General features: G+C 65.0%; 20 protein-coding genes. 1 reads left to right on the top strand and 19 read right to left on the bottom strand.

Annotated features, from left to right (window positions below; all coding sequences use genetic code 11):
* The 18 genes from hisB to EST26_RS00670 all read right to left on the bottom strand — a co-directional run bounded on the left by hisB (window position 1) and on the right by EST26_RS00670 (window position 18994).
* On the bottom strand, window positions 1–621 hold the full coding sequence (hisB, locus tag EST26_RS00755; RefSeq protein WP_291064540.1) for an imidazoleglycerol-phosphate dehydratase HisB: 621 nt from the start codon (window positions 619–621) through the stop codon (window positions 1–3).
* The gene (gene hisC, locus EST26_RS00750) at window positions 618–1730 is read right to left on the bottom strand and encodes a histidinol-phosphate transaminase (protein WP_291064538.1); all 1113 of its coding nucleotides are present in this window, start codon (window positions 1728–1730) and stop codon (window positions 618–620) included. Before hisC ends, hisB begins: the two co-directional genes overlap by 4 nt.
* Window positions 1727–3070 (bottom strand): histidinol dehydrogenase, encoded by a 1344-nt coding sequence (gene hisD / locus EST26_RS00745; protein WP_291064536.1) that lies wholly within the window; start codon window positions 3068–3070, stop codon window positions 1727–1729. Before hisD ends, hisC begins: the two co-directional genes overlap by 4 nt.
* Window positions 3067–3720 carry an ATP phosphoribosyltransferase gene (hisG, locus tag EST26_RS00740; protein ID WP_291064535.1) on the bottom strand — a complete coding sequence of 218 codons (654 nt, stop codon included), beginning with the start codon at window positions 3718–3720 and terminating at the stop codon, window positions 3067–3069. The genes hisD and hisG overlap by 4 nt, the downstream gene beginning before the upstream one ends.
* A 76-nt stretch (window positions 3721–3796) precedes the next feature.
* Window positions 3797–5077 (bottom strand): UDP-N-acetylglucosamine 1-carboxyvinyltransferase, encoded by a 1281-nt coding sequence (murA, locus tag EST26_RS00735; RefSeq protein ID WP_291064533.1) that lies wholly within the window; start codon window positions 5075–5077, stop codon window positions 3797–3799.
* Window positions 5078–5091: 14 nt separating this feature from the next.
* Entirely contained in the window at window positions 5092–5331 is a 240-nt protein-coding gene (locus EST26_RS00730) for a BolA family protein (protein WP_291064531.1), read from the bottom strand.
* Between the two features lie 8 nt (window positions 5332–5339).
* Complete coding sequence (locus EST26_RS00725) at window positions 5340–6095, bottom strand: ABC transporter permease (protein ID WP_291064529.1); 756 nt, start codon at window positions 6093–6095, stop codon at window positions 5340–5342.
* Window positions 6092–7030, bottom strand: a complete 939-nt coding sequence (locus EST26_RS00720; RefSeq protein ID WP_291064528.1) for an ABC transporter ATP-binding protein — start codon at window positions 7028–7030, stop codon at window positions 6092–6094. Before EST26_RS00720 ends, EST26_RS00725 begins: the two co-directional genes overlap by 4 nt.
* A gap of 62 nt (window positions 7031–7092) precedes the next feature.
* Window positions 7093–7383, bottom strand: coding sequence for an STAS domain-containing protein (locus EST26_RS00715; protein WP_291064526.1), 291 nt, complete (start codon window positions 7381–7383; stop codon window positions 7093–7095).
* A 1-nt stretch (window position 7384) separates the two neighbouring features.
* A complete protein-coding gene (locus EST26_RS00710; protein WP_291064524.1) occupies window positions 7385–8011 on the bottom strand; it encodes an ABC transporter substrate-binding protein in 627 nt (208 codons plus the stop codon).
* A 103-nt stretch (window positions 8012–8114) separates the two neighbouring features.
* Complete coding sequence (locus tag EST26_RS00705) at window positions 8115–8873, bottom strand: VacJ family lipoprotein (protein WP_291064522.1); 759 nt, start codon at window positions 8871–8873, stop codon at window positions 8115–8117.
* Window positions 8874–8911: 38 nt separating this feature from the next.
* Window positions 8912–9391: an outer membrane lipid asymmetry maintenance protein MlaD gene (mlaD, locus tag EST26_RS00700; protein WP_291064521.1), complete on the bottom strand. Its 480-nt coding sequence runs from the start codon at window positions 9389–9391 to the stop codon at window positions 8912–8914.
* 4 nt (window positions 9392–9395) lie between these two features.
* On the bottom strand, window positions 9396–10178 hold the full coding sequence (mlaE, locus tag EST26_RS00695; protein WP_291064519.1) for a lipid asymmetry maintenance ABC transporter permease subunit MlaE: 783 nt from the start codon (window positions 10176–10178) through the stop codon (window positions 9396–9398).
* Window positions 10175–11005: an ABC transporter ATP-binding protein gene (locus EST26_RS00690; protein ID WP_291064518.1), complete on the bottom strand. Its 831-nt coding sequence runs from the start codon at window positions 11003–11005 to the stop codon at window positions 10175–10177. Before EST26_RS00690 ends, mlaE begins: the two co-directional genes overlap by 4 nt.
* Before the next feature lie 86 nt (window positions 11006–11091).
* Window positions 11092–12573, bottom strand: a complete 1482-nt coding sequence (locus EST26_RS00685) for a glutamate synthase subunit beta (protein ID WP_291064516.1) — start codon at window positions 12571–12573, stop codon at window positions 11092–11094.
* Between the two features lie 33 nt (window positions 12574–12606).
* Complete coding sequence (locus EST26_RS00680; protein ID WP_291064514.1) at window positions 12607–17385, bottom strand: glutamate synthase-related protein; 4779 nt, start codon at window positions 17383–17385, stop codon at window positions 12607–12609.
* 194 nt (window positions 17386–17579) lie between these two features.
* On the bottom strand, window positions 17580–18227 hold the full coding sequence (locus EST26_RS00675) for a hypothetical protein (RefSeq protein WP_291064512.1): 648 nt from the start codon (window positions 18225–18227) through the stop codon (window positions 17580–17582).
* Window positions 18224–18994 carry a transposase gene (locus EST26_RS00670; RefSeq protein ID WP_291064511.1) on the bottom strand — a complete coding sequence of 257 codons (771 nt, stop codon included), beginning with the start codon at window positions 18992–18994 and terminating at the stop codon, window positions 18224–18226. Before EST26_RS00670 ends, EST26_RS00675 begins: the two co-directional genes overlap by 4 nt.
* A gap of 80 nt (window positions 18995–19074) precedes the next feature.
* Between EST26_RS00670 and EST26_RS00665 the strand changes: the two genes are divergently transcribed.
* Entirely contained in the window at window positions 19075–20364 is a 1290-nt protein-coding gene (locus tag EST26_RS00665; RefSeq protein WP_291064510.1) for a PLP-dependent aminotransferase family protein, read from the top strand.
* A gap of 77 nt (window positions 20365–20441) precedes the next feature.
* Here the strand turns inward: EST26_RS00665 and EST26_RS00660 are convergent, their stop codons facing one another.
* On the bottom strand, window positions 20442–22733 hold the full coding sequence (locus EST26_RS00660) for an ATP-binding protein (protein WP_291064509.1): 2292 nt from the start codon (window positions 22731–22733) through the stop codon (window positions 20442–20444).
* Between the last annotated feature and the right edge of the window lie 91 nt (window positions 22734–22824).

Genomic DNA, 22824 nt, shown 5'->3' with positions numbered 1-22824 from the left:
TCAGAGCGAGCCTTTGGTGGAAGGAATCACGTCGCCCAGGCGCGCGTCGCGCTCGAGCGCCATGCGCAGCGCGCGGGCAAAAGCCTTGAACACGGTCTCGGCCTGGTGGTGGGCGTTCTCGCCGTGCAGGTTGTCGATGTGCAGCGTCACGCCGGCGTGGTTGACAAAGCCCTGAAAAAACTCGAAGGCAAGCTGGGTGTCGAAGCTGCCGACCATGCCGCTCTTGAACGGCACTCGCATGTGCAGGCCCGGACGGCCAGAAAAATCGACCACCACGCGCGACAGCGCCTCGTCCAACGGCACGTATGCGTGGCCGTAGCGGCGAATGCCTCTTTTATCGCCTACCGCTTGCGCAACGGCCTGCCCGAGCGTGATGCCCACATCTTCCACCGTGTGGTGGCCGTCTACGTGCAGATCGCCCTGGGCCTGGATGGCGAGATCGATCAGGCCGTGACGGGCGATCTGATCCAGCATGTGGTCAAAAAAACCGATGCCGGTGGCCAGCTTGGCCGCGCCCGAGCCGTCGAGGTTGACGCGCACGCTGATTTGCGTCTCGGCGGTGTTGCGCTGCACCATAGCCACGCGGTCGGCGCTGGGGGAAACGGATGCGGCAGTGGTCATAGGGCTTGTTGCAGGGCACAGATCAATTGCGCGTTCTCGGCCGGTGTACCCACCGTGATGCGCAAACAATTGCTCAACAGAGGGTGCATTTTAGAAACATTTTTGACCAGAATGCCGTGCTGTTTCAAATGCTCGAAGCAGCGTTGCGCGGCGTCCACATCGGCGCTGTCGCGCCCGGGCAGGCGTACCAGCACCATATTGGCCTCGCTGGCAAACGGCTTGACGCCAGGCAAGCGCGCCAGCGCACCGATCAGCAAGCCACGCTGCTGGCGAATCTGCGCCGCCTGCTGCGCAAACACGTCGGCGTGTTCGAGCGCGAACAGCGCGCATTCGGCGTTGAGCACGCTGACGTTGTAGGGCGGGCGCAGCTTGTCCAGCTCGTGCACCAGCGCCTGCGGCCCCAGCAGGTAGCCCAGACGCACGCCCGCCAGACCGAACTTGGACAGCGTGCGCAGCAGCAGCACGTTGGCGTTGGCGAGCGGGTCGGCGCGCATCTCATCGATCCAGCTGCGACTGGAAAAGGGCTGGTAGGCCTCGTCCAGCACCACCAGGCCGTCGAAGCGGGCAGCCTGGGCAATCAGACGCCGGATCACCCCCGCGTCCCACAGGTTGGCGCTCGGGTTGTTCGGGTAAGCGATGTAGGTGATGGCGGGCTGGTGCGCGCACAGGGCGGCCAGCATGGCGGGCTCGTCGAGCTCGAAGTCGGCCGTCAGTGGCACGCCGTGAAAAGCCAGACCCTGCAACTGCGCGCTCATGGCGTACATGACAAAGCCGGGCAGCGGCGCCAGGATGGACGCACCGGGCACGTCGCAGGCCAGCGCCAGCAGCGAAATCAGCTCGTCCGATCCGTTGCCCAGCATCAGCGCGCAACCCGCAGGCAGGTCGACGTAACGCGCCAGCGCTTGTCTCAGGTCTTCGATGCGCGCACCGGGGTAGCGGTTGATCGCCACCGCGCCCAGGCGCTGCCCGAGCTTTTGCTGCAGCCCGGGTGGCAGCGCAAACGGGTTTTCCATCGCGTCGAGCTTGACCATGCCCCCCGCGTCTTGAATGGCGTAGGCGTGCACGGACTGCAGGTCCAAGCGAATCGGGCCCAGCGGCTTGGCACTCATGCGGCACCCCGCATAGCGGGCACCTCGGTCAGCCGCAGTTCGGCAGCGCGGGCGTGGGCCTGCAAGCCTTCACCGTAGGCCAATTCGGCCGCCACCCGGCCCAACTGCTGCGCACCGGCGGCGCTGACTTCGATCAGGCTGCTGCGCTTTTGAAAGTCATACACGCCCAGGGGTGAAGAAAAGCGCGCCGTGCCGCTGGTGGGCAGCACGTGGTTGGGGCCAGCGCAGTAGTCACCCAAGCTCTCGCTGGTGTAGGCACCCAGAAAGATGGCGCCGGCGTGTTGCAGCAACGGCTCCCAGCGCTGCGGCTCGCGGCAGGCCAGCTCCAGGTGCTCGGGCGCGATGCGGTTGCTGATGGCGCAAGCCTCTTGCATGCTGCGGGTGTGAATCAGCGCGCCGCGGTCGTTCAGGCTTTTGGCGATGATGGCCGCGCGCGGCAGGGTCGGCAGCAGACGGTCCATTTCGCGCTGCACCGCGTCCAGGTAGGCGGCGTCGGGGCACAGCAGAATGCTTTGTGCCAGCTCGTCGTGTTCGGCCTGGCTGAACAAGTCCATCGCCACCCACTCGGCCGGCGTGCTGCCATCGGCCAGCACCAAAATCTCGCTCGGGCCAGCGATCATGTCTATGCCCACGGTGCCGAAAACGTGCTTTTTGGCGCTGGCCACGTAGGCGTTGCCGGGGCCGGTGATCTTGTCCACCTTGGGCACGCTGGCGCTGCCGTAGGCCAGCGCGGCCACCGCCTGCGCGCCGCCGATGGTGAAGGCGCGCGAAACGCCGGCCACAAAGGCCGCCGCCAGCACCAGCGCGTTCTTGGCGCCCAGCGGGGTTGGCACCACCATGATGATCTCGGACACGCCCGCCACGTGCGCCGGAATGGCGTTCATCAGCACACTCGACGGGTAGGCCGCCTTGCCGCCCGGCACATAAATGCCGACGCGCTCCAGCGGCGTGACCTTTTGCCCGAGCAGGCTGCCGTCTTCGTCTCGGTAGCTCCAGCTCTGGCCGCAGGCTTGCAACTGCGCCTGGTGGAAGCGGCGCACGCGCTGGGCGGCAAATTCCAGCGCTGCACGCTGGGCCGCCGGCAAGCCCTCAAAAGCCGCCTGGAGTTCGGCCTGCGTCAGCTCCAGCGCCGCCATGCTGTCGGCACTCAGGCCGTCAAAGCGCGCCGTGTACTCCAGCACCGCCGCGTCGCCGCGCCGCTGCACGTCGGCCAAAATGTCGGCTACGCGCTGCTCGATCGCGCGGTCGGTGGCAGCCGACCAATGCAGCCGCGCTGCAAACTGCGTCTCAAAGTCGGGCGCGCTGGTAGACAGTCGAAGAGGCGCTGCAGCAAAGCTCATGATGCGTCGGCGGGGTTGGCGATGGCGTGGGCGAAAACGTCGATAAGCGGCCGAATGGCGGCCCGCTTGAGTTTGAGCGCGGCCTGGTTGATGACCAGCCGCGAACTGATGTCCATGATGCGCTCGACCTCGATCAACTGATTCGCCTTGAGCGTATTGCCAGTCGAGACCAAATCGACAATGGCGTCGGCCAGGCCGGTCAGCGGCGCCAGCTCCATGCTGCCGTAGAGCTTGATCAGGTCTACGTGCATGCCCTTGTCAGCAAAAAATTCACGTGCTATGCGGGTGTACTTGGTCGCCACGCGCAGCCGCGCGCCCTGGCGCACGGCGCTGGCGTAGTCGAAATCAAGCCGCACCGCCACGCTCATGCGGCACTGCGCAATGCGCAGATCGAGCGGCTGGTACAGACCTTGGCCACCGTGTTCGAGCAAGATGTCTTTGCCGGTCACGCCCAGGTCGGCGCCGCCGTATTCGACATAGGTCGCAACGTCGCTGGCGCGCACCAGCAGCACGCGCACGCCGCTGTGGCTGGTCGGCAAAATCAGCTTGCGCGAGCGCTGCTGGTCTTCCAGCACCTCGATCCCGGCAGCGGCGAGCAGCGGCAGGGTTTCGTCAAAAATGCGTCCCTTGGACAGTGCGAGGGTGATCAATCACCTGCTCCTTAAAAATTGATTCTGCCCAGCACAGCGCACGGCTGGCAACGCCCCAAGGCGGCAGGGACCTGCTTCACTTCATCCGCTCGATGTCGGCACCGAGTGCGCGCAGCTTGTTCTCCATCTGGTCGTAACCCCGGTCGAGGTGGTAGATGCGGTCAACAATGGTTTGCCCATCGGCCACCAGGCCGGCAATCACCAGACTGGCCGAGGCACGCAGGTCGGTCGCCATGACGGCAGCGCCCGAGAGCCGGTGCACGCCTTCGACCACCGCCACCCGGCCCTCGGTCTGGATGCGCGCGCCCAGACGCAGCAGTTCGTTGACGTGCATGAAGCGGTTTTCAAAAATCGTCTCAGTCACCCTGGCGGTTCCCTGCGCGATGCAGTTCAAAACCATGAATTGGGCCTGCATATCGGTCGGAAAACCGGGGTATTCGGTGGTGCGAAAACTCTGCGCCTTGAGCTGCCCGCTGGCGCGCACGCGAATGAAGTGACCCGCAGCATCATGCCCGGCCTCGATGGCGGCTCCGGCCTCGTGCAGCTTGTCGATCACCGCGTCCAGGTGTTCGGCGCGACCGTGGCGCAACACCACGTCGCCCCCGCTGGCCGCCACCGCGCACAAAAAAGTGCCGGCCTCGATGCGGTCGGCCACCACCTGGTGCGTGCAGCCCCTGAGTTGCGGCACGCCCTGAATATGAATGCGGCTGCTGCCATGACCTTCGATTTTCGCCCCCATGGCGATCAGCATCTCGGCCAGATCGGCAATTTCAGGCTCTTGCGCGGCGTTCTCCAGCAGCGTCTCGCCTTCGGCCAGCGCGGCGGCCATGAGGAAATTCTCGGTGCCGGTGACGGTCACCATGTCGGTGGCGATGCGTGCGCCATGCAAGCGTTGCTTGCCCCGCGCCAGCGTGGCCACCAGGTAGCCGTGCTCGACCTCGATGGCCGCACCCATCGCCTGCAAGCCCTTGATGTGTTGATCGACCGGACGCGATCCGATGGCGCAGCCGCCCGGCAGCGAAACGCGGGCACGGCCAAAACGCGCCAGCAAGGGCCCCAGCACCAGCACCGAAGCGCGCATGGTCTTGACCAGCTCATAGGGCGCCTCGGGCCTGATGTCGTCGCCCGCCTGCAGGGTGATGCCGCCGCGCTCGCCGTGGGTTTGCGACTGCACACCCATGCTGTCGAGCAGGTGGCGCATGGTGGCCACATCGCGCAGGCGCGGCACATTGGTCAGCGTGACCGGCTCGGCGCTCAGCAAGGCGGCGCACAGCTCGGGCAGCGCGGCGTTCTTGGCGCCGGATATGATCACATCGCCATTGAGTGGGCGGCCACCGGTGATTCGCAGTTTGTCCATCGGGCGTGCTCGATTCAGGCTTGGTCTGCCCATTCGGCGGGGCTGTAGGTTTTCATCGACAAGGCGTGTACTTCATCGGTTCGAATCCGCGCGCCCAAGGTGGCGTAGACACGCTGGTGACGCGCAATTGGGCGCAGGCCCTCGAAAGCGGACGAGACGACCACGGCCGCCCAGTGGCGGCCGTCGCCGCTGACTTCGAGGTGCTGGCACGGCAGGCCGGCGGCGATGATTTGATGCAGTTGTTCAGCGGTCATGGCAGATGTCAGTGTCGTATTTTGTAGCCGGTTTTCAACAGGTGCAGCGCCAGCGCGCTGACGGCCAGCAGCGCGCTGCTGAGCAGCGCCAGGCTGAGCCATGGCGAGACGTCGCTGACGCCGAAAAAGCCGTAGCGAAAACCGTCGATCATGTAGAAAAATGGGTTCAGGTGGCTGACGACCTGCCAGAAATCGGGCAGCGAATGAATCGAGTAAAACACGCCCGAGAGAAAGGTCATGGGCACGATGAGAAAGTTCTGAAAGGCCGCCATCTGGTCGAATTTCTCTGCCCACAGGCCGGCGATGACGCCGAGCGCGCCCAGCAGCGCCGCGCCCAGGACGCCAAACACCAGTATCCACAGCGGCGCCTCGAGGCTGGGGCGGGCCAGCCACCAGGCCAGCGCCAGCACCACCAGACCGACCGCCAGACCGCGCAGCACCGAAGAGCCGACGTAGGCCACGAACCAGGCCCGGTGCGACAGCGGCGTGAGCTGCAAAAACACCAGGTTTCCCATCACCTTGCTCTGAATCAGCGACGAACTGCTGTTGGCAAAGGCATTTTGCAGCACGCTCATCATGGCCAGTCCGGGCAGCAAAAAGGCCGCGTAATCTACCGACTCGAACACCTGCACCCGGTCTTGCAACACGTGGCTGAAGATCAGCAGGTACAAAACGGCCGTAATCACCGGCGCGGCAACGGTCTGGAAACCAACTTTCCAAAAACGCAGCACTTCTTTGTAGAACAGCGCTTGCCAGCCCCTCATGCGCAAGCCCTCGCTGGCGCCGGGGCATTTTCCGCCTGCCCCATCAGATGAAGAAAAACGTCTTCCAGATCGGCCTTGCGAATTTCAACGTCGCGCGCCTGCACGCCGGCCTCGCGCAGGCGCGTCAGCAGCCGCTCGACCGCCAGCGCATCCAAGGCCGGCAGTTGCACCACGCGCCCGGTGACGCGCGCTTGCGCCAGCAAATCGGCCGGCAAGCGCTGGTCGGTCTTGAAGCGCAGCACATGGGACGAAGCGCGCCGCAGCAGCTCGCTGGTCGATTCGAGCGCCAGCAACTGCCCGTTTTTGAGCATGGCAATGCGCCCGCACAAGGCCTCGGCTTCTTCCAGGTAATGGGTGGTCAGCAGCACCGTGCAGCCCAGCCGCACATTGAGGTCGGAGATGAATTGCCACAGGGTCTGGCGCAGCTCGACGTCGACGCCGGCGGTCGGCTCGTCGAGCACGATCACCTGCGGCTTGTGCACCAGCGCCTGCGCAATCAGCACGCGGCGCTTCATGCCGCCCGAGAGCTGACGCATATTGGCGTCGGCCTTGTCGCTCAGGCCCAGGCCAAGCAGCAACTCGTCGATCCAGTCGTCGTTGCGGCGAATGCCGAAGTAGCCGGACTGAAAGCGCAGCGTCTCGCGCACATTGAAAAACGGGTCGAACACCAGCTCCTGCGGCACCACGCCGAGCAGGCGGCGCGTGGCCTGATAGTCGGCCTGCACGTCCTTGCCATGCACCAGCGCGCGGCCGCTGCTGGCGCGGCTCAGACCAGCCAAAATGCTGATCAGCGTGGTTTTGCCAGCCCCATTAGGCCCGAGCAGGCCAAAAAACTCACCCGACTCGACGTCCAGGGACACCGACGTCAGCGCTTGCACATTGCCGCGCGCGCCAGGGTAGGTTTTTGATATGTTTTGAAACGAGACGGCAGCCATGGCGCAGCAAAGCAGCCTGATCGCGCACAGAACATCCGACGCGGGCGGCTGAACCCAGCATTCTAAACGTGCAGCAATTCGCTCACACCGTATAAGCTGGCCAGCGCCAGCAAGCGCGGTGGCCAGTGCTGAATCTGCAGCGTCTTGCCCTGCGCCAGCAGGCGCCTGCGCAGTTCCAGCAACAGCGCCAGCGCTGACGAATCAAACACTTGCAGGGCTTGTGCGTCCAGCGTGGCCGGGGTGCTTGGCTGCTGCACCAGCAGCGCGGTCAGGCGCGCCAGCTCGGCGCCGGCTTGCTGCTGGGTCAGGCGCAGCGGCAAGGCCGCCGCCAATGCGTGGCTGGTCGCTGGCACTTCAACCTGCACGAGGTGCACCGCGGCGGTTGCGCTGGGCCAGGGTGGCAATCAGCCCGTCGATGCCACGGGCGCTGATTTCCTGCGCGAACTGGCTGCGGTAGGTCTCGACCAGCCAGATGCCGAGCACGTTGATGTCGTAAATTTTCCAGCCAGCGGGCGTCTTCTCCAGCCTGTAATCCATCTGGATCGGCTGCCCCCGACCCCGCACCTCCGAGCGCACCACCACCTCGGTGTCCTCGGGGCGCGCGCGCATCGGCCGAAATGTCAAGGTCTGATCGCGCACCTCGCCCAGCGCGCCGGAATAGGTGCGCACCAGCAAGACTTTGAACTCCTCTTGCAGCCGCTGCTGCTGCTCGGGCGTGGCCAAGCGCCAGTGGCGCCCGACCACCGCTGCGGTCATGCGCGGAAAGTTCACGTGCGGCATGATCTTGGCATCGACCAAAGCGGTGATGCGATCAACATCGCCGGCCTGAATCGCCGCGTCGGCCCTGATGGCAGCCATCACCTCACCGGAGATGCGCTGGACCAAGACATCGGGTGCTTCGATTGAAGCGTGGCCAGGCAACGCCTGCACGGCCAGCACCACGGCCAACAGCCCAAGCAGCCCAAAGCGTCTTCTCAACATATCTGTCTTTCCGGGCCAGTGGGCCCATCACACGCAGCCAGCGCCGCGCCATACCGGTGTTGGAGCGAATCGTTCGATCCAAAGTTGCCTGCGCTGCGCCGATTCATGGCGGCGCCGGGTTGGCCTGTAGTTCATTCCGGTCGCGCACGCCGATACCCAGGTCGATCAGGGCTTCGATCTGGGTATCGCGGCGCTGCAGAAAAATGTCGCGCGTAAAACTGTACCTATCCAGCGCCACGGCGTCGAGTATGGCGGTGGCACGCAACAGATTGGCGCGCGTGTCGACCACGCGCAACACCGACAGCACATTGCGCGCGCCGCCATCGTCCAGGCCTTGCAACAAATCGCCGCGCGCCTCGACGCCGCGCGCGGCCGCGTCGCGCAGCGTCGACGGCCCCAGCAGCGGCAGCACCAGGTAAGGCCCGGAAGGCACGCCCCAGCGGCCCAGCGTCTGGCCAAAGTCGAGCCGGGTGCGTTCGATTTTCATCTCGGACGCAATGTCTAGCACGCCGCCAAAGCCCAGCACGGTGTTGACGTTGAAGCGCATGAAGTTTTCCGCCGCCTCCTGCGGTCGCAGTTGCAAGGCAGCGTTGATGAAGGACCAGAAATCGCTCAAATTAGAGAAAAAATTGCTGACGCCGGTGCGCAGCACATCAGGCGTATGGTCACGGTAGGCGATGGCGACCGGCTTGAGCAGCGCAGCATCGACCCGGTCGTTGAAGGCAGAGACGCTGCGGTTCAAGGGCTCGAGCGGGTCGCGCGGGTGCGCCTGCGGGCCGCTGGCACACCCAGCCAGCAGCGCCAATGAGCAGGCCAGACCGAGCGCCCGTCCAGATGCCCAAAGTTTGTTTGCATTCGACATGTCAAGGCCTAGACGTGAATCACTTTCTGCGGCGGGGTTCATTGTGCCTCGTCAGCCGCAGCGCCGCTGTCGGCGCGGTTGAACAAGAACTGGCCAATCAGATTTTCCAGCACCACCGCTGACTGGGTTTGCCGCAGCACGTCACCTTCGGCCAGCACGCGTTCGTCGGCCCCGGGAACGATGCCGATGTACTGCTCGCCCAGCAGACCGCTGGTGAGAATCTTCAGCGAACTGTCGCGCGGGAAAGCGTAGCGCGCCTCGAGTTCGAGCTTGACTTCGGCCTGAAAGGTCTGGTCATCGAAGCTGATGCTGTGCACCCGCCCGACCACCACACCGGCGCTGCGCACCGCCGCCTGCGGCCTGAGGCCGCCCACGTCGTCGAAGCGGGCGCTGACGCGGTAGGTCGGCTCAAAGCTCAGGCCCAGCAGATTGGCCGCCTGCAGTGACAAAAACAGGACGGCGGCGGTGCCGACAAGCACGAACAGGCCGACCCAGACATCGATTTTGGAAGCTTGCATAACGTCAAATATTAAACATCATTGCCGTGAGCATAAAGTTCAGGCCCAGCACGGTCAGAGAAGCCATGACCACGGTGCGCGTGGTCGCGCGCGCCACCCCTTCGGGCGTCGGATGCGCCTCGAATCCCTGCAGCAGCGCGATAAAGGTCACGGCAACGCCAAACACCAGGCTTTTGACAATGCCGCTGCCAACGTCGGCCCAGACGTCGACGCCGCCCTGGATCTGGCTCCAGAACGCACCGGCGTCGATGCCAATCATCAGCACGCCGACGACCCAGCCGCCAATGATTCCCATGGCGCTGAACACCGCGGCCAGCAAGGGCATGGCGATGATGCCGGCCCACAGGCGCGGCGCCAGCACGCGGTCGATCGGGTCGACCGCCATCATCTCCATCACGCTGATTTGCTCGCCGGCTTTCATCAAGCCAATTTCGGCAGTGAGCGAGGTACCGGCGCGTCCGGCAAACAGCAGCGCGGTGACCACCGGCCCGATTTCACGCACCAGCGACAGCGTCACCAGCAGCCCGAGCGCTTCGGTGGCGCCAAAGCGCTCCAGCGTGTAGTAGCCCTGCAAGCCAAAGACAAAGCCAACGAACAGGCCCGAGACGGCGATGATGGAGAGCGAATAGTTGCCCAGAAAATGGATCTGGTCGCGAATCAGGCCAAAGCGGCGCCAGCTCGACCCGCTCAGCAGCAGCAAACGAAAAAACAAGCGCGCGCCCTGACCCAGGTTGGCCAGCCCCTGGCGCACGGCAAAACCCAGCCGGGCCGGATGCCACCACCTCATGCCTGCACCCCGCTGCGGCCCGCGGGGCCGAAATCGGCCGCCACCGAGGGGCCGGGGTAGTGAAAGCGCACCGGCCCGTCCGGCAGCGCCTGCACGTATTGCTGGATCAACGGGTCGCGGCTGTCGCGCACCTGCTGCGGCGTACCCTCGATGGCGACGCGGCCATGGGCCAGCAGCACCACGTGGTCGGCAATGGCAAAGGTCTGCTCCAGTTCGTGCGACACCACCACGCTGGTCAGGCCCAGCGTGTCGTTGAGCTGGCGGATCAGGCGCGCCGCGGTGCCCAGCGAGATCGGGTCGAGGCCGGAAAACGGCTCGTCGTACATCACCAGTTCGGGGTCGAGCGCGATCGCGCGCGCCAGCGCCACGCGCCGCGCCATGCCGCCCGAGAGCTCGGCCGGCATCAGATCGCGCGCGCCGCGCAGGCCCACCGCGTGCAGCTTCATCAGCACGATGTCGCGCACCAGCGCCGCGGGCAGCCGGGTGTGTTCGCGCAGCGGAAAAGCCACGTTGTCGAACACGCTCAGGTCTGTGAACAGCGCGCCAAACTGAAACAACATGCCCATGCGACGGCGCGCCGCGTACAGCGCGGTTTTGTCCATGCAGGTCACGTCCTCGCCGTCAAACAGCAGCGCGCCGCTTTGCGCGCGCACCTGACCGCCCATCAGACGCAGCAGCGTGGTCTTGCCGCCGCCCGAAGCGCCCATCAGCGTGGTGACCTTGCCGCGCGGAATCTGCAGCGAAATGCGCTCGACGACGGCACGTTCACCGTAAGCAAAGCTAAGACTGCGAAACTCGACCAGAGCAGAAGATGTGGGGCTGGGCATGAAGACGGCGATCGGAAAATAGGGCTTCCGATCCGGAGATCATAAGGGACGAGGGAAAACCCGCTGACCGCTGTGCGGGCTGCCACTCAACGCGGCAGGTCGGAAAATCCCATCAGGAACTCGTCCACCGCGCGCGCGGCCTGGCGGCCTTCGCGGATCGCCCAGACCACCAGGCTCTGACCGCGTCGCATGTCGCCCGCGGCAAACACCTTGGCCACGCTGGTGGCGTAGCCGCCGGTGAAGTCGGTGCTGGCCTTGGCGTTGCCGCGCCCGTCCTTGGCCACGCCAAAGGCGTCGAGCACGGCGGCCACCGGGTTCACGAAGCCCATGGCCAGCAGCACCAGGTCGGCCTGGTATTCCTTTTCGGTACCAGCGATCTCGACCAGCTTGCCGTCTTTCACTTCGACCTGCACCGTGGTCAGGCCGGTGAGCTTGCCCTTGTCGCCCTTGAAGGCCTTGGTGGAAATGGCGAACTCGCGCTGCAGGATGCCCTTCTCGGCGCCTTCGTCGTGGCTGGAGCTGGTGCGCAGCTTGAGCGGCCAGTAAGGCCACACCAGCGGCTTGTTCTCCTGCTCGGGCGGCTCGGGCATGAGCTCGAACTGGGTCACGCTGAGCGCGCCGTGGCGGGTGCTGGTGCCCACGCAGTCGGAGCCGGTGTCACCACCGCCGATCACGATGACGTGTTTGCCGTCGGCGCGCAACTGGCTCTTGAGCTGGTCGCCCGCGTTGACCTTGTTCTGCTGCGGCAGGAATTCCATCGCGAAATGGATGCCGTCCAGATCGCGACCGGGCACCGGCAGATCGCGGCTCTGCTCGGCGCCCCCGGTCAGCAGCACGGCGTCGAACCGGGCCTGGAGCGCTTCGGCGCTGATCACGGTGTGGGCGTCGTTGGTGATCTTGAGGCTGTCGGGCAGGCTGCCGATCAAGGTGCTGGTCTGGAACACCACGCCCTCGGCTTGCATCTGCGCGACCCGGCGGTCGATGTGGCTCTTCTCCATCTTGAAGTCGGGGATGCCGTAGCGCAGCAGCCCACCGATGCGGCTGTTTTTCTCGAACACCGTCACGTCGTGGCCGGCGCGGGCCAGCTGCTGGGCTGCGGCCATGCCGGCGGGGCCGGAGCCGACCACGGCGACCGATCTGCCGGTCTTGTGGCGCGGTGGCTGCGGCAACACCCAGCCCTGCTCCCAGGCCTTGTCGATGATCGCGTGCTCGATGGACTTGATGCCCACCGCGTCCTCGTTGACGTAGAGCGTGCAGGCCGCTTCGCAGGGTGCGGGGCAGATGCGGCCGGTGAACTCGGGGAAGTTGTTGGTGCTGTGCAGCACTTGAATAGCGTTCTGCCAGTCGCCCGCGTACACGAGGTCGTTGAAGTCCGGAATGATGTTGTTGACCGGGCAGCCGCTGTTGCAGAACGGCGTGCCGCAGTCCATGCAGCGCGCCGCCTGCAGCCTGGCCTGGCTGTCATCGAGGGTGACAACAAATTCCTTGTGATGCTTCAGGCGCTCGGGCACGGGCTTGTAGCCCTCTTCCAGACGCTCGTATTCCATGAAGCCGGTGACTTTTCCCATGCTGCGTGTCCTTGGTGTGCGTGCGTTCCGGGCTTATTTGGCAGCGGCCGTGGCCTGCTTGGCCGTGCCCTGAGCTTTGGTGGTGGCGGTGGCGGCCTTTTTGCGGGCGTTGATCTCGCCCAGGGCGCGCTTGTACTCGTTCGGGAACACCTTCACGAACTTGCCGCGCGACTCGGCCCAGGTGTCGAGCAGTTCGCGCGCGCGCTTGCTGCCGGTCCAGCGGTTGTGCTCTTCGAGCAGCTTCTTCAGCTGCGCTTCGTCGCTCAGGCCGCGGTGCCAGATGGCTTTGTCCATGCTGGCTTCCTGCTCGGCCGTGCTCAGCACTTTTTCCATGCTGACCATGGCGGTGTTGCAGCGCTTGGCGAACTGGCCGTCTTCGTCGTACACATAGGCCAGACCGCCGCTCATGCCGGCGGCGAAGTTGCGGCCGGTCTTACCCAGCACGGCCACGGTGCCGCCGGTCATGTATTCACAACCGTGGTCGCCCGTGCCCTCCACCACCGCGGTGGCGCCAGAGAGGCGCACCGCGAAGCGCTCACCGGCCACGCCAGCGAAGAAGGCCTCGCCGCTGGTGGCGCCGTACATCACGGTGTTGCCGACGATGATGTTCTGCGTCGCCACGCCGCGGAAGTCCAGGCTGGGGCGCACCACCACGCGACCGCCCGACAGACCCTTGCCGGTGTAGTCGTTGGCGTCGCCGATCAGGTACAGCGTGATGCCCTTGCACAAGAAGGCGCCGAAGGACTGGCCGCCCGTGCCTTCGAGCTGGATGTGGATGGTGTCGTCGGGCAGGCCTTCGGCGTGCACTTGGGTCACCGCGCCCGAGAGCATGGCGCCGACCGAGCGATTCACGTTGCGCGCCGCCTCCATGAAGCGCACCTTCTCGCCCTTGTCGATGGCCGGGCGGCTCTTGGCGATCAGGATGTTGTCCAGCGACTTTTCCAGGCCGTGGTCCTGGTTCTGCGTGTGCAGGCGCGGCACGTCGGCCGGCACGGCGGGCATGGCCAGCAGGCGGCTGAAGTCCAGGCCCTTGGCCTTCCAGTGCTCGATGCCCTGCTGGGTGTCCAGCAGATCGGCGCGGCCGATCAGCTCGTCGAAGGTGCGCATGCCCAGCTGCGCCATGATTCTCCGCGCTTCTTCGGCGATGAAGAAGAAGTAGTTGACGACGTGCTCGGGCTTGCCGGTGAATTTCTTGCGCAGCACCGGGTCTTGCGTGGCCACGCCCACCGGGCAGGTGTTCAGGTGGCACTTGCGCATCATGATGCAGCCCTCGACCACCAGCGGCGCGGTGGCGAAGCCGAACTCGTCGGCGCCCAGCAGGCCGCCAATCACCACGTCGCGGCCGGTCTTCATCTGGCCGTCGGCCTGCACGCGCACGCGGCCGCGCAGGCGGTTGAGCACCAGGGTCTGCTGGGTCTCGGCCAGGCCGATTTCCCACGGCGAACCGGCGTGCTTGATCGACGACCAAGGCGAAGCGCCGGTGCCGCCGTCGTGACCGGCGATCACCACATGGTCGGCCTTGCACTTGGCCACGCCCGCAGCGATGGTGCCGACGCCGATTTCCGACACCAGCTTGACGCTGATCGAGCTGTGCGGCGCCACGTTTTTCAGGTCGTGGATCAGCTGCGCCAGGTCTTCGATGGAATAGATGTCGTGGTGCGGCGGCGGGCTGATGAGGCCCACGCCCGGCACGCTGTGGCGCAGCTTGCCGATGTAGTCCGACACCTTGCCGCCGGGCAACTGGCCGCCTTCGCCCGGCTTGGCGCCCTGCGCCATCTTGATCTGGATCTGGTCGGCGCTGTTGAGGTATTCGGCGGTGACTCCGAAACGGCCCGACGCCACCTGCTTGATCTTGGAGCGCATCGAGTCGCCGGCTTGCAGCACGTAGTCGACCTCGAAAGTGTCCTTGCCCAGCAGCTCGGACATGGTCTGACCCTGCTTGATCGGGATGCCCTTGAGCTCGTTGCGGTAGCGCAGCGCGTCTTCGCCGCCTTCACCGGTGTTGCTCTTGCCGCCGATGCGGTTCATGGCCACCGCCAGCGTGGCGTGCGCCTCGGTGGAGATGGAGCCCAGCGACATGGCGCCGGTGGCGAAGCGCTTGACGATCTCTTGGGCCGGTTCGACTTCGTCGATGGAAATCGCCTTGCTCGGATCGATCTTGAACTCGAACAGACCGCGCAGCGTCATGTGGCGCTTGCTCTGGTCGTTGATGATCTGGGCGTACTCCTTGTACGTGTTCCAGTTGTTGGCGCGCGTGCTGTGCTGCAGCTTGGCGATGGCGTCGGGCGTCCACATGTGCTCTTCGCCACGGGCGCGCCAAGCGTATTCACCGCCGGCGTCCAGCATGGTGGCGAGCACCGGGTTGTCGCTGAACGCCGCCTTGTGCATGCGGATGCCTTCTTCGGCGATCTCGAACACGCCGATGCCGCCGACGCGGCTGGCGGTGCCGGTGAAGTACTTGGCCACCGTCTCGCTGTTGATGCCAATGGCCTCGAACAGCTGGGCGCCACAGTACGACATGTAGGTGCTCACGCCCATCTTGGACATGATCTTGGACAAGCCCTTGCCGATGGCCTTGACGTAGTTGCTGATCGCCTTCTCGGCGCTCAGCTCGCCCGGCAGGCCCTGGCAGATCGCGGCCAGGGTTTCCAGCGCCAGGTAGGGGTGCACGGCCTCGGCGCCGTAGCCCGCGAGCACCGCGAAGTGGTGCACTTCGCGCGCGCTGCCGGTCTCCACCACCAGGCCCACCGAGGTGCGCAGGCCCGCGCGCACCAGGTGCTGGTGGATGGCCGAGAGCGCCAGCAGCGCGGGAATGGCCACCTGGGTGGCGCTCACAGCGCGGTCGCTGATGATCAGGATGTTCTGGCCGCTCTTGATCGCGTCCACCGCTTCGGCACACAGCGACGCCAGCTTGGCCTCCACCCCTTCACGGCCCCAGAACACCGGGTAGCTGATGTCCAGCGTGTGGCTGCGGAACTTGCCCTGGGTCACGCCCTCGATGTCGCGCAGTTTGGCCATGTCGGCCACGTCCAGCACCGGCTGGCTCACCTCCAGGCGCATCGGCGGGTTGACGTGGTTGATGTCCAGCAGGTTGGGCTTGGGGCCGATGAAGGACACCAGCGACATCACGATCGCTTCGCGGATCGGGTCGATCGGCGGGTTCGTCACCTGGGCGAACAGCTGCTTGAAGTAGTTGTAGAGCGGCTTGTCCTTGTCGGACAGCACGGCCAGCGGGCTGTCGTTGCCCATCGAGCCGATGCCCTCTTCGCCGTTGGCGGCCATCGGGCTGAGCAGGAACTTGATGTCTTCCTGGGTGTAGCCAAAGGCCTGCTGGCGGTCCAGCAGCTCGGGCGAGATGCGCTCGGCGCCGGTGGATTGCGGCGCGGTCTGGCTGATCGGCCGTTCGACCGCATCTTCACCGGCAACGGGGTGCTCCACGTCGTCCAGGTGGATGCGCAGGTTCTCGATCCACTGCTTGTAGGGCTTGCTGTTGGCGAGGTTGGCTTTGAGCTCCTCGTCGTCGATCATGCGGCCCTGTTCCAGATCGATCAGGAACATCTTGCCGGGCTGCAGGCGCCACTTGCGCACGATCCTGTTTTCCGGCACCGGCAGCACGCCCGACTCGGAACCCATGATGACCATGTCGTCGTCGGTGATGCAGTAGCGCGAGGGGCGCAGGCCGTTGCGGTCCAGCGTGGCGCCGATCTGGCGCCCGTCGGTGAAGACGATGGAGGCCGGGCCGTCCCAGGGCTCCATCATCGCCGCGTGGTATTCGTAGAAAGCCCGGCGGCGCTCGTCCATGGTGCTGTGCTGCTCCCAGGGCTCGGGGATCATCATCATCACCGCCTGCGCCAGCGGGTAACCCGCCATGGTCAGCAGCTCCAGGCAGTTGTCAAACGTGGCGGTGTCGGACTGGTTGGCGAAGCTGATCGGGTACAGCTTTTGCAGGTCGGCGCCCAGCACCGGCGAGGCCATCACGCCCTCGCGCGCCTTCATCCAGTTGTAATTGCCCTTGACGGTGTTGATCTCGCCGTTGTGCGCCACATAACGGTACGGGTGGGCCAGCGGCCACTCCGGAAAGGTGTTGGTGGAGAAGCGCTGGTGCACCAGACCCAGGGCGGAAACACAGCGGGTGTCTTGCAAGTCCTTGTAGTAAGTGCCGACCTGATCGGCCAGCAGCAAGCCCTTGTAGATCACGGTGCGGCTGCTCATGCTCACCACGTAATACTCTTTGCTGTGCTTGAGGCCGAGCGACTGGATGTGGGCGCTGGCGGTCTTGCGGATCACGTACAGCTTGCGCTCCAGCGCGTCCTGCACGATCACGTCGTTGCCGCGGCCGATGAACACCTGGCGCAAGATCGGCTCCTTTTTGCGCACGGTGGGCGACATCGGCATGTCCCGGTTCACCGGCACGTCGCGCCAGCCCAGCAGCACCTGGCCTTCGGCGGCGATGGCGCGCTCCATTTCCTGCTCGCAGGCCAGACGCGAAGCGTGTTCCTTGGGCATGAAGATCATGCCCACACCGTATTCGCCGGACGCAGGCAGCGCAATGCCCTGCGCGGCCATTTCCTCGCGGTACAGCGCATCGGGCAACTGGATCAAAATGCCGGCACCGTCGCCCATCAGCGCATCGGCGCCCACGGCACCCCGGTGGTCCAGGTTTTCCAGAATCTTCAGGCCCTGCTGGACGATCGCATGGCTCTTTTCGCCCTTGATATGGGCCACGAAGCCCACGCCACAAGCGTCGTGCTCATGCGCCGGGTCGTACAGACCTTGTTGCTGGAGTTGCTGCTGTTCGGCTGCCGTGGTCATGGCGCTTCCTTCTCGGTGGGGGCAAAAAACGGAGCGCTCGATTCTAGTGCGCCACAGCAAAATTTTCAAAACTTTTAATCGGGGTCAGATTCCAATTAATTGCCTTAAAAATCAATTTTCAATAAATCGGGGACAGATTAAGAAAACTGAAATCCATACCCCGTTCCGTCCCCTGCTGGCAGCACGGCGAACACTCAGAGAAAGCAGCTCGACTCGCTCACGATGAGCTTTGCCAACTCGTCCAGCACCGCGTGATGGATCTGGTCCGCACGGTAGCTGGTTTTCACGATCTCCAGTCCGTTGACGCCCGCCAGCCGGAACTGCAACACGGCGATGTCGTGCTCGGCCGTCACGAGCACGCTGGCGTTCGCAGCCCATTCGTACTCGAACACGATGGACTGCAAGCCGTTGGTCTCAGGGTGACGCAGCTCCTGCCGTTCATACGGCACATGAGCGGCACGCAAGCGGCGCTCGACCCGCTCCAGGTCGGGAGGAAAGTTCACCTTCACGCGGGACTTGCCTGCGGTGCCGTCGCGCGGCACCAGCCGCCAGCCCAGCACGAGGTAGTCAAACACTTCCCTGTCGCGCAGCATTTTCTTGCGCGCATCGAAGCGAAAGTCGGTCTGCTTCATCGCCGGCCACGGTGTCTTGCCGTCCAGACTCAGCGCCGCTGCGGCGGGCTCGATCACGTTGAGCTGGCGTGGCAGATCGGCGAAATAGTGCCAAACGGTCTTGCAGGCAAGCTCGGTCACAGCGGTGTTGGCCTCCAGATCCTTGATCTGCGCGCCCTGCTGCGCCTGCAGCGATTGCGCCTGTTGCTTGAGCTGATTAAGAAAACTCATGCGTTGCTTTCTTTCATTGGATTTCCATTTTTTTTCAAACTCGATTCTTTGCAGTCAGCTTGCATGGAATGCGGCTCCTTGGCTTTCAGGAGCGGTCGGCCGGCGCGCATGGGGCTGATCCGGCGCTCGGTGCGCCGTTGCAGATCGGCAACGAAATCCGGCCCGCCCAGGGCCCAGCCGCTCAGGGTCGAGCGGGTCAGCACCGTTTGCTGCTCGGACCCCAGACCGGCGCGCACCAGATCGGCATAGGCCGCCTCGCGGGCAAAAGGCGTGTTTCCCAGCGACCAGGCCAGCGGATGCGGCGTGATGAGCCGGTCGAGCCGCTGCCCGATGTAGTGCGCGTGGCTCGACCAGGGATAGTCTTGCGCCTGCGCCGTCAGGCCCGCGCGCACTGGATTGAGGTCGATGTAAGCCATGCAAACCAGCAGGTAGCGCTCGGATTCGATCAGCGTCGAGCGATAACGCCCTTCCCACAAGGTGCCGCTGCGGCTCTGGCAGTCGTTGAAATAGCGCACGTAGCGCCGCCCCAAGGCCTGCATCATCTGCGGCAGTCCGTCGCTGGTCTCGGGTGTAGCCAACAGGTGAAAGTGGTTGCTCATCAGCACATAGGCGTGAATCGCGACCCGAAACTTGGCCGCATTCTCGGCCAGCAAGGCCAGCAGATGCCGATAATCGTCAGGCCGCGCGAAAATGGGCTGCCGGTTGTTGCCGCGCTGGATCAGGTGGTGCGCATAACCGGGCACCGTGAGTCGGGGAAGTCGGGCCATGTCGGCGTGCTCGCTGCCTGATGCTTGGAATAATTGGAATCTGACCCCGATTGTATTCAGACGAATTGCAAGGATTGCCGATGAACGCGCTGCCGCCTTTCCCCTGGATTCTGGCCCGCCGCAATGAACGGATGAGCCTGTCGCTGATCCGTGAAATCCTGCAGTTGACCGAGAAACCCGGCGTTGTCAGCCTGGCCGGCGGCCTGCCCGAGCTCAATAGCTTTGCCGTCGATGCGTTTGCCGTCGCCTGCGAGCGCGTGCTGCGCGGTCATGGGGTAGAACACGGCCGCGCCGCCCTGCAATACGCCGACAGCGCGGGCTATGCGCCGCTGCGCGAATGGGTGGCGGCCAGTCTGCCGTGGGCGGTCAATCCGGCTCAGGTGCTGATCACCACCGGCAGCCAGCAAGGATTGGATTTGGTGAGCAAGGTTTTGCTCGATGCCGGCAGCCGGGTGCTGGTGGAGAACCCAACCCACCTGGGCGCTTTGCAAGCCTTTGCGTCCATGGAGCCATCGATCGAGGGCGTGGCCAGCGACGCCGAAGGCGTCGCTGTAGACTCGCTGCTCGAGCAACTGAACCGCGGCCCCGATCATGCGGACGATCCGCAGCGCCGTCGCTTGCTCACACTCAATCTGGACCCCGTTCACCCCCCTTCGACGGCGGCGCGCTTTTTGTATGTGTTGCCGAACTTTCAAAACCCGACCGGTCGTAGCATGAGCGCGGCGCGACGGCTGGCGCTGGCGCAGGTCGCCCACCGCGTCGGCCTGCCGCTGGTGGAGGACAATCCCTATGGTGAACTCTGGTTCGACGCGCCCGCGCCGGCGCCCCTGAGCGCCATTCACCCCGAAGGCTGCATCTACCTGGGTTCGTTTTCCAAAATCCTGGCGCCCGGACTGCGCCTGGGCTTCGTCGTCGCCCCTGACGCCCTTTACCCCAAACTATTGCAAGCCAAGCAGGCTGCCGACCTGCACACCCCGAGCTTGAACCAACGCCTGGCGCTCGAGGTCATCAAGGACGGCTATTTGGAGCGTCACCTGCCCAGCGTGCGCGCACGCTATAAGCGCCAGTGCCAGACCATGCTGGAGGCCCTGCGCGAGCAGATGAGCGGCCTGGACGTGCACTGGGACGCGCCCGCCGGCGGCCTTTTTTTGTGGCTGCGACTGCCTGCGGGCCTGAGCGCCGTCGAACTGCTGCCGCAGGCGGTGGAAAATGGCGTGGCCTTCGTGCCCGGCGCCGCGTTCTACGCCCAGCACGCCGACCCGCGCACGCTGCGCCTGTCGTTCGCCAGCGCCAGCGCCGAGCACATCCGCAGCGGCATCAAGGCGCTGGCGCAGACGGTGCGCCAGTGCTTGCCACCCGGCGCGGCTTGACCAAATGCCTGCCCGCGCAGTTGCAGATCAAACCGCCCGGCACGCGCCAGCGCCGCCGGCTCGCGCTGGCCGACCTCTCAGATCGGCTTCGGCCGCGCCAGACGCGCCACCACCTCACAAAATTGTTCTACCGCGTCGGTCTTGAAGACCACTTCGCGCACGCCGGCGGCCAGCGCGCTCGACTGCAATTCGTCGGTGATATACCCCGATGCCAGCGCCACCGACAGCGCCGGGTTGATGGCCAGCACCGCCCGCGCCACGTCCAGCCCCGACATGCCGGGCATGTTGTAGTCGCTCAGCAGCAGATCAAAGCCGTCGGGCTGGCGGCGCACGGCTTCAATGGCCTGCGCCTGGTCGGTGAAGGCGCTGACTTTGTAGCCGCGCCGCTCGAGCAGGCGACGCACCAGAAACACCAGCGCGTCGTCGTCGTCGAGATACAAAATATGACGCGGATTATCGCTTGTGGTGTCGGCCATGTCAGTAGGCTCCACGGTGTGGGCTGCTCGAAAATCGGCAGCGGCGCTGGCAGCCATTGTGCCTTCAACGGCGTCATGCTTTTGCACAGCAAGTGAAGCAGCAGGCGCTGGCGGCGCTGCCATGGCAGGGAAATAGAGGGTGAATGTGGTGCCCGCGCCAGGTGCGCTGTCGACCTCGATGACGCCGCCGTGCGCCTGCACGATGCCCAGCACCACCGACAAACCCAGGCCGGTGCCGCTGCCGACTTGCTTGGTGGTAAAAAAGGGCTCGAAAATGCGGGCGCGGGTGCTTGCGTCCATGCCGCAGCCGTCGTCCTGCACCTGCAAGCGCACCGCCGCGACCCCGCGCGCCGCACACAGCGGCGCCAGTTCCGCAGGGATTCGGCCGTCGCCCGGCGGCAGTTGATCGAGTCTGAATTCGATCCGCCCGGCTTGCCCCTGCAAGGCGTGGCAGGCGTTGGTGCCCAGGTTCAGCAGCACCTGACTGAGCTGGGTCGAGTCGGCCAGAATCGGTGCCATGTCGGCACCGCAAGTCTGCAGCAGCTCGATCTTGGGCGCTATCCCGGCGCGCAACAGGACGCAGGTCTCAGCCAGTACCTGGGTCAGATCAACCGGCTCGGGTGCCATCGGCTGCTGGCGGCTGTAGGCCAGCACCTGACGCACCAGTTCGCGGCCGCGTCGGGCCGCGGTGCTGATTTCTAGCAGACTGCGGTGCACCGCCGCGCCGTCGGGCAGGTCTTGGCGGGCCAGCTCGGCATTGCCCAGAATGGCTGCCAGGATGTTGTTGAAGTCGTGCGCCACGCCGCCGGCCAGCGTCCCTAGTGCTTCCATTTTTTGCGCCTGCGCGAGTTGGCCCTCAAGTGATTTTTGCTGCTGCTGCGCCTGTTTGAGCGAGGTGATGTCGACAAAAGTCAGCACCACATGGCGCAACCCGCCCATGGCGTCGGTCTCCGGATAGGCGCTGCACAAGGCCCAGCGCAGCGGCGTCTGCGTCTGGGCTGTCATGCCAAAAATCACGTCGCGCACCGGCTGCGCTGTGGCCAGCACGCGAAAGAATGGCATTTCGTGCCGACGCATGGGCTGTCCATCCTCGCGCAGCATGCGCCAGTCCTGCGCCATCGACTCGGGCAGCACCGGGTGGACCTGCTCCTCGCTCCAGCCCAGGAAGCAGCGAGCGGCGTTGTTGACGCTGACCAGCGTCTGGTCGGGCCGAAAAACCATCACCGCAGCACCCAGATTGTCGATCAGTGCACGCGACTGCGCCTCGCGCGTCTGCAACACCTGCCGCCCACGCTCGCTGTCTTGCTGCAAGCGATACGACACCAGCGTGATGCAGAGCACAGCCCCCATCAGTATGTTGAGCAGATAGAAAATCAGCAGCGCACGCGCCAACCAGCCATACGGCGCGACCTCGGCACTGGCGGGCCACCACAGAATCAGCGGCAACAGCAGCAAGGCCATCAGCAACGCATCGGTCGCGACCAGTCGCTTGAAGGCGCGCATCTCGCGCGACTGTCGCGTCAAGCGGTGCTGGCGCAGGTCGCGCCAGACGCACAAAACCAGCACGATGATGGCCAAGACCTCCAGCGCCATGCTAGGGGCCCCTGCGTCCGAGTTGATATAGAGCAGCGCATGTGCACCGAACAGCGCCAGCAGAGCGGCCCCGGCAGCGCGCAGGGGCAGTTGCAAGTCCAGGTAGCGGCGTAGCCCGAACCAGACCAACACCAGACTGGCCAACAAGACGGTATTGCCCAAGGCAATGGAGAGCATATCGGGCGCGCGCGAACGCAAGCCAATCAGCAGCACCGCCAGCACGCCGAGCACACTGGCCAACGCCCACCAGCCCGGACCGGGCACGCTGGGGTGGTGGCGCGTCAAGGTGAAAAATGCCATGGCAAAAACCAAGTGGACGCACACCAAGACAAGCACGAGGGTCAACGGTTCGGTGACTGGCATGTGTAGGTGATGAGATGGAAATTCATGC

This window comes from Hydrogenophaga sp., assembly GCF_014773545.1.
Taxonomy (GTDB): Bacteria; Pseudomonadota; Gammaproteobacteria; order Burkholderiales; family Burkholderiaceae_C; genus Hydrogenophaga.
The sequence above is the reverse complement of the archived record's forward strand: the minus strand, read 5'-3'. Positions and strand labels throughout refer to the sequence as shown.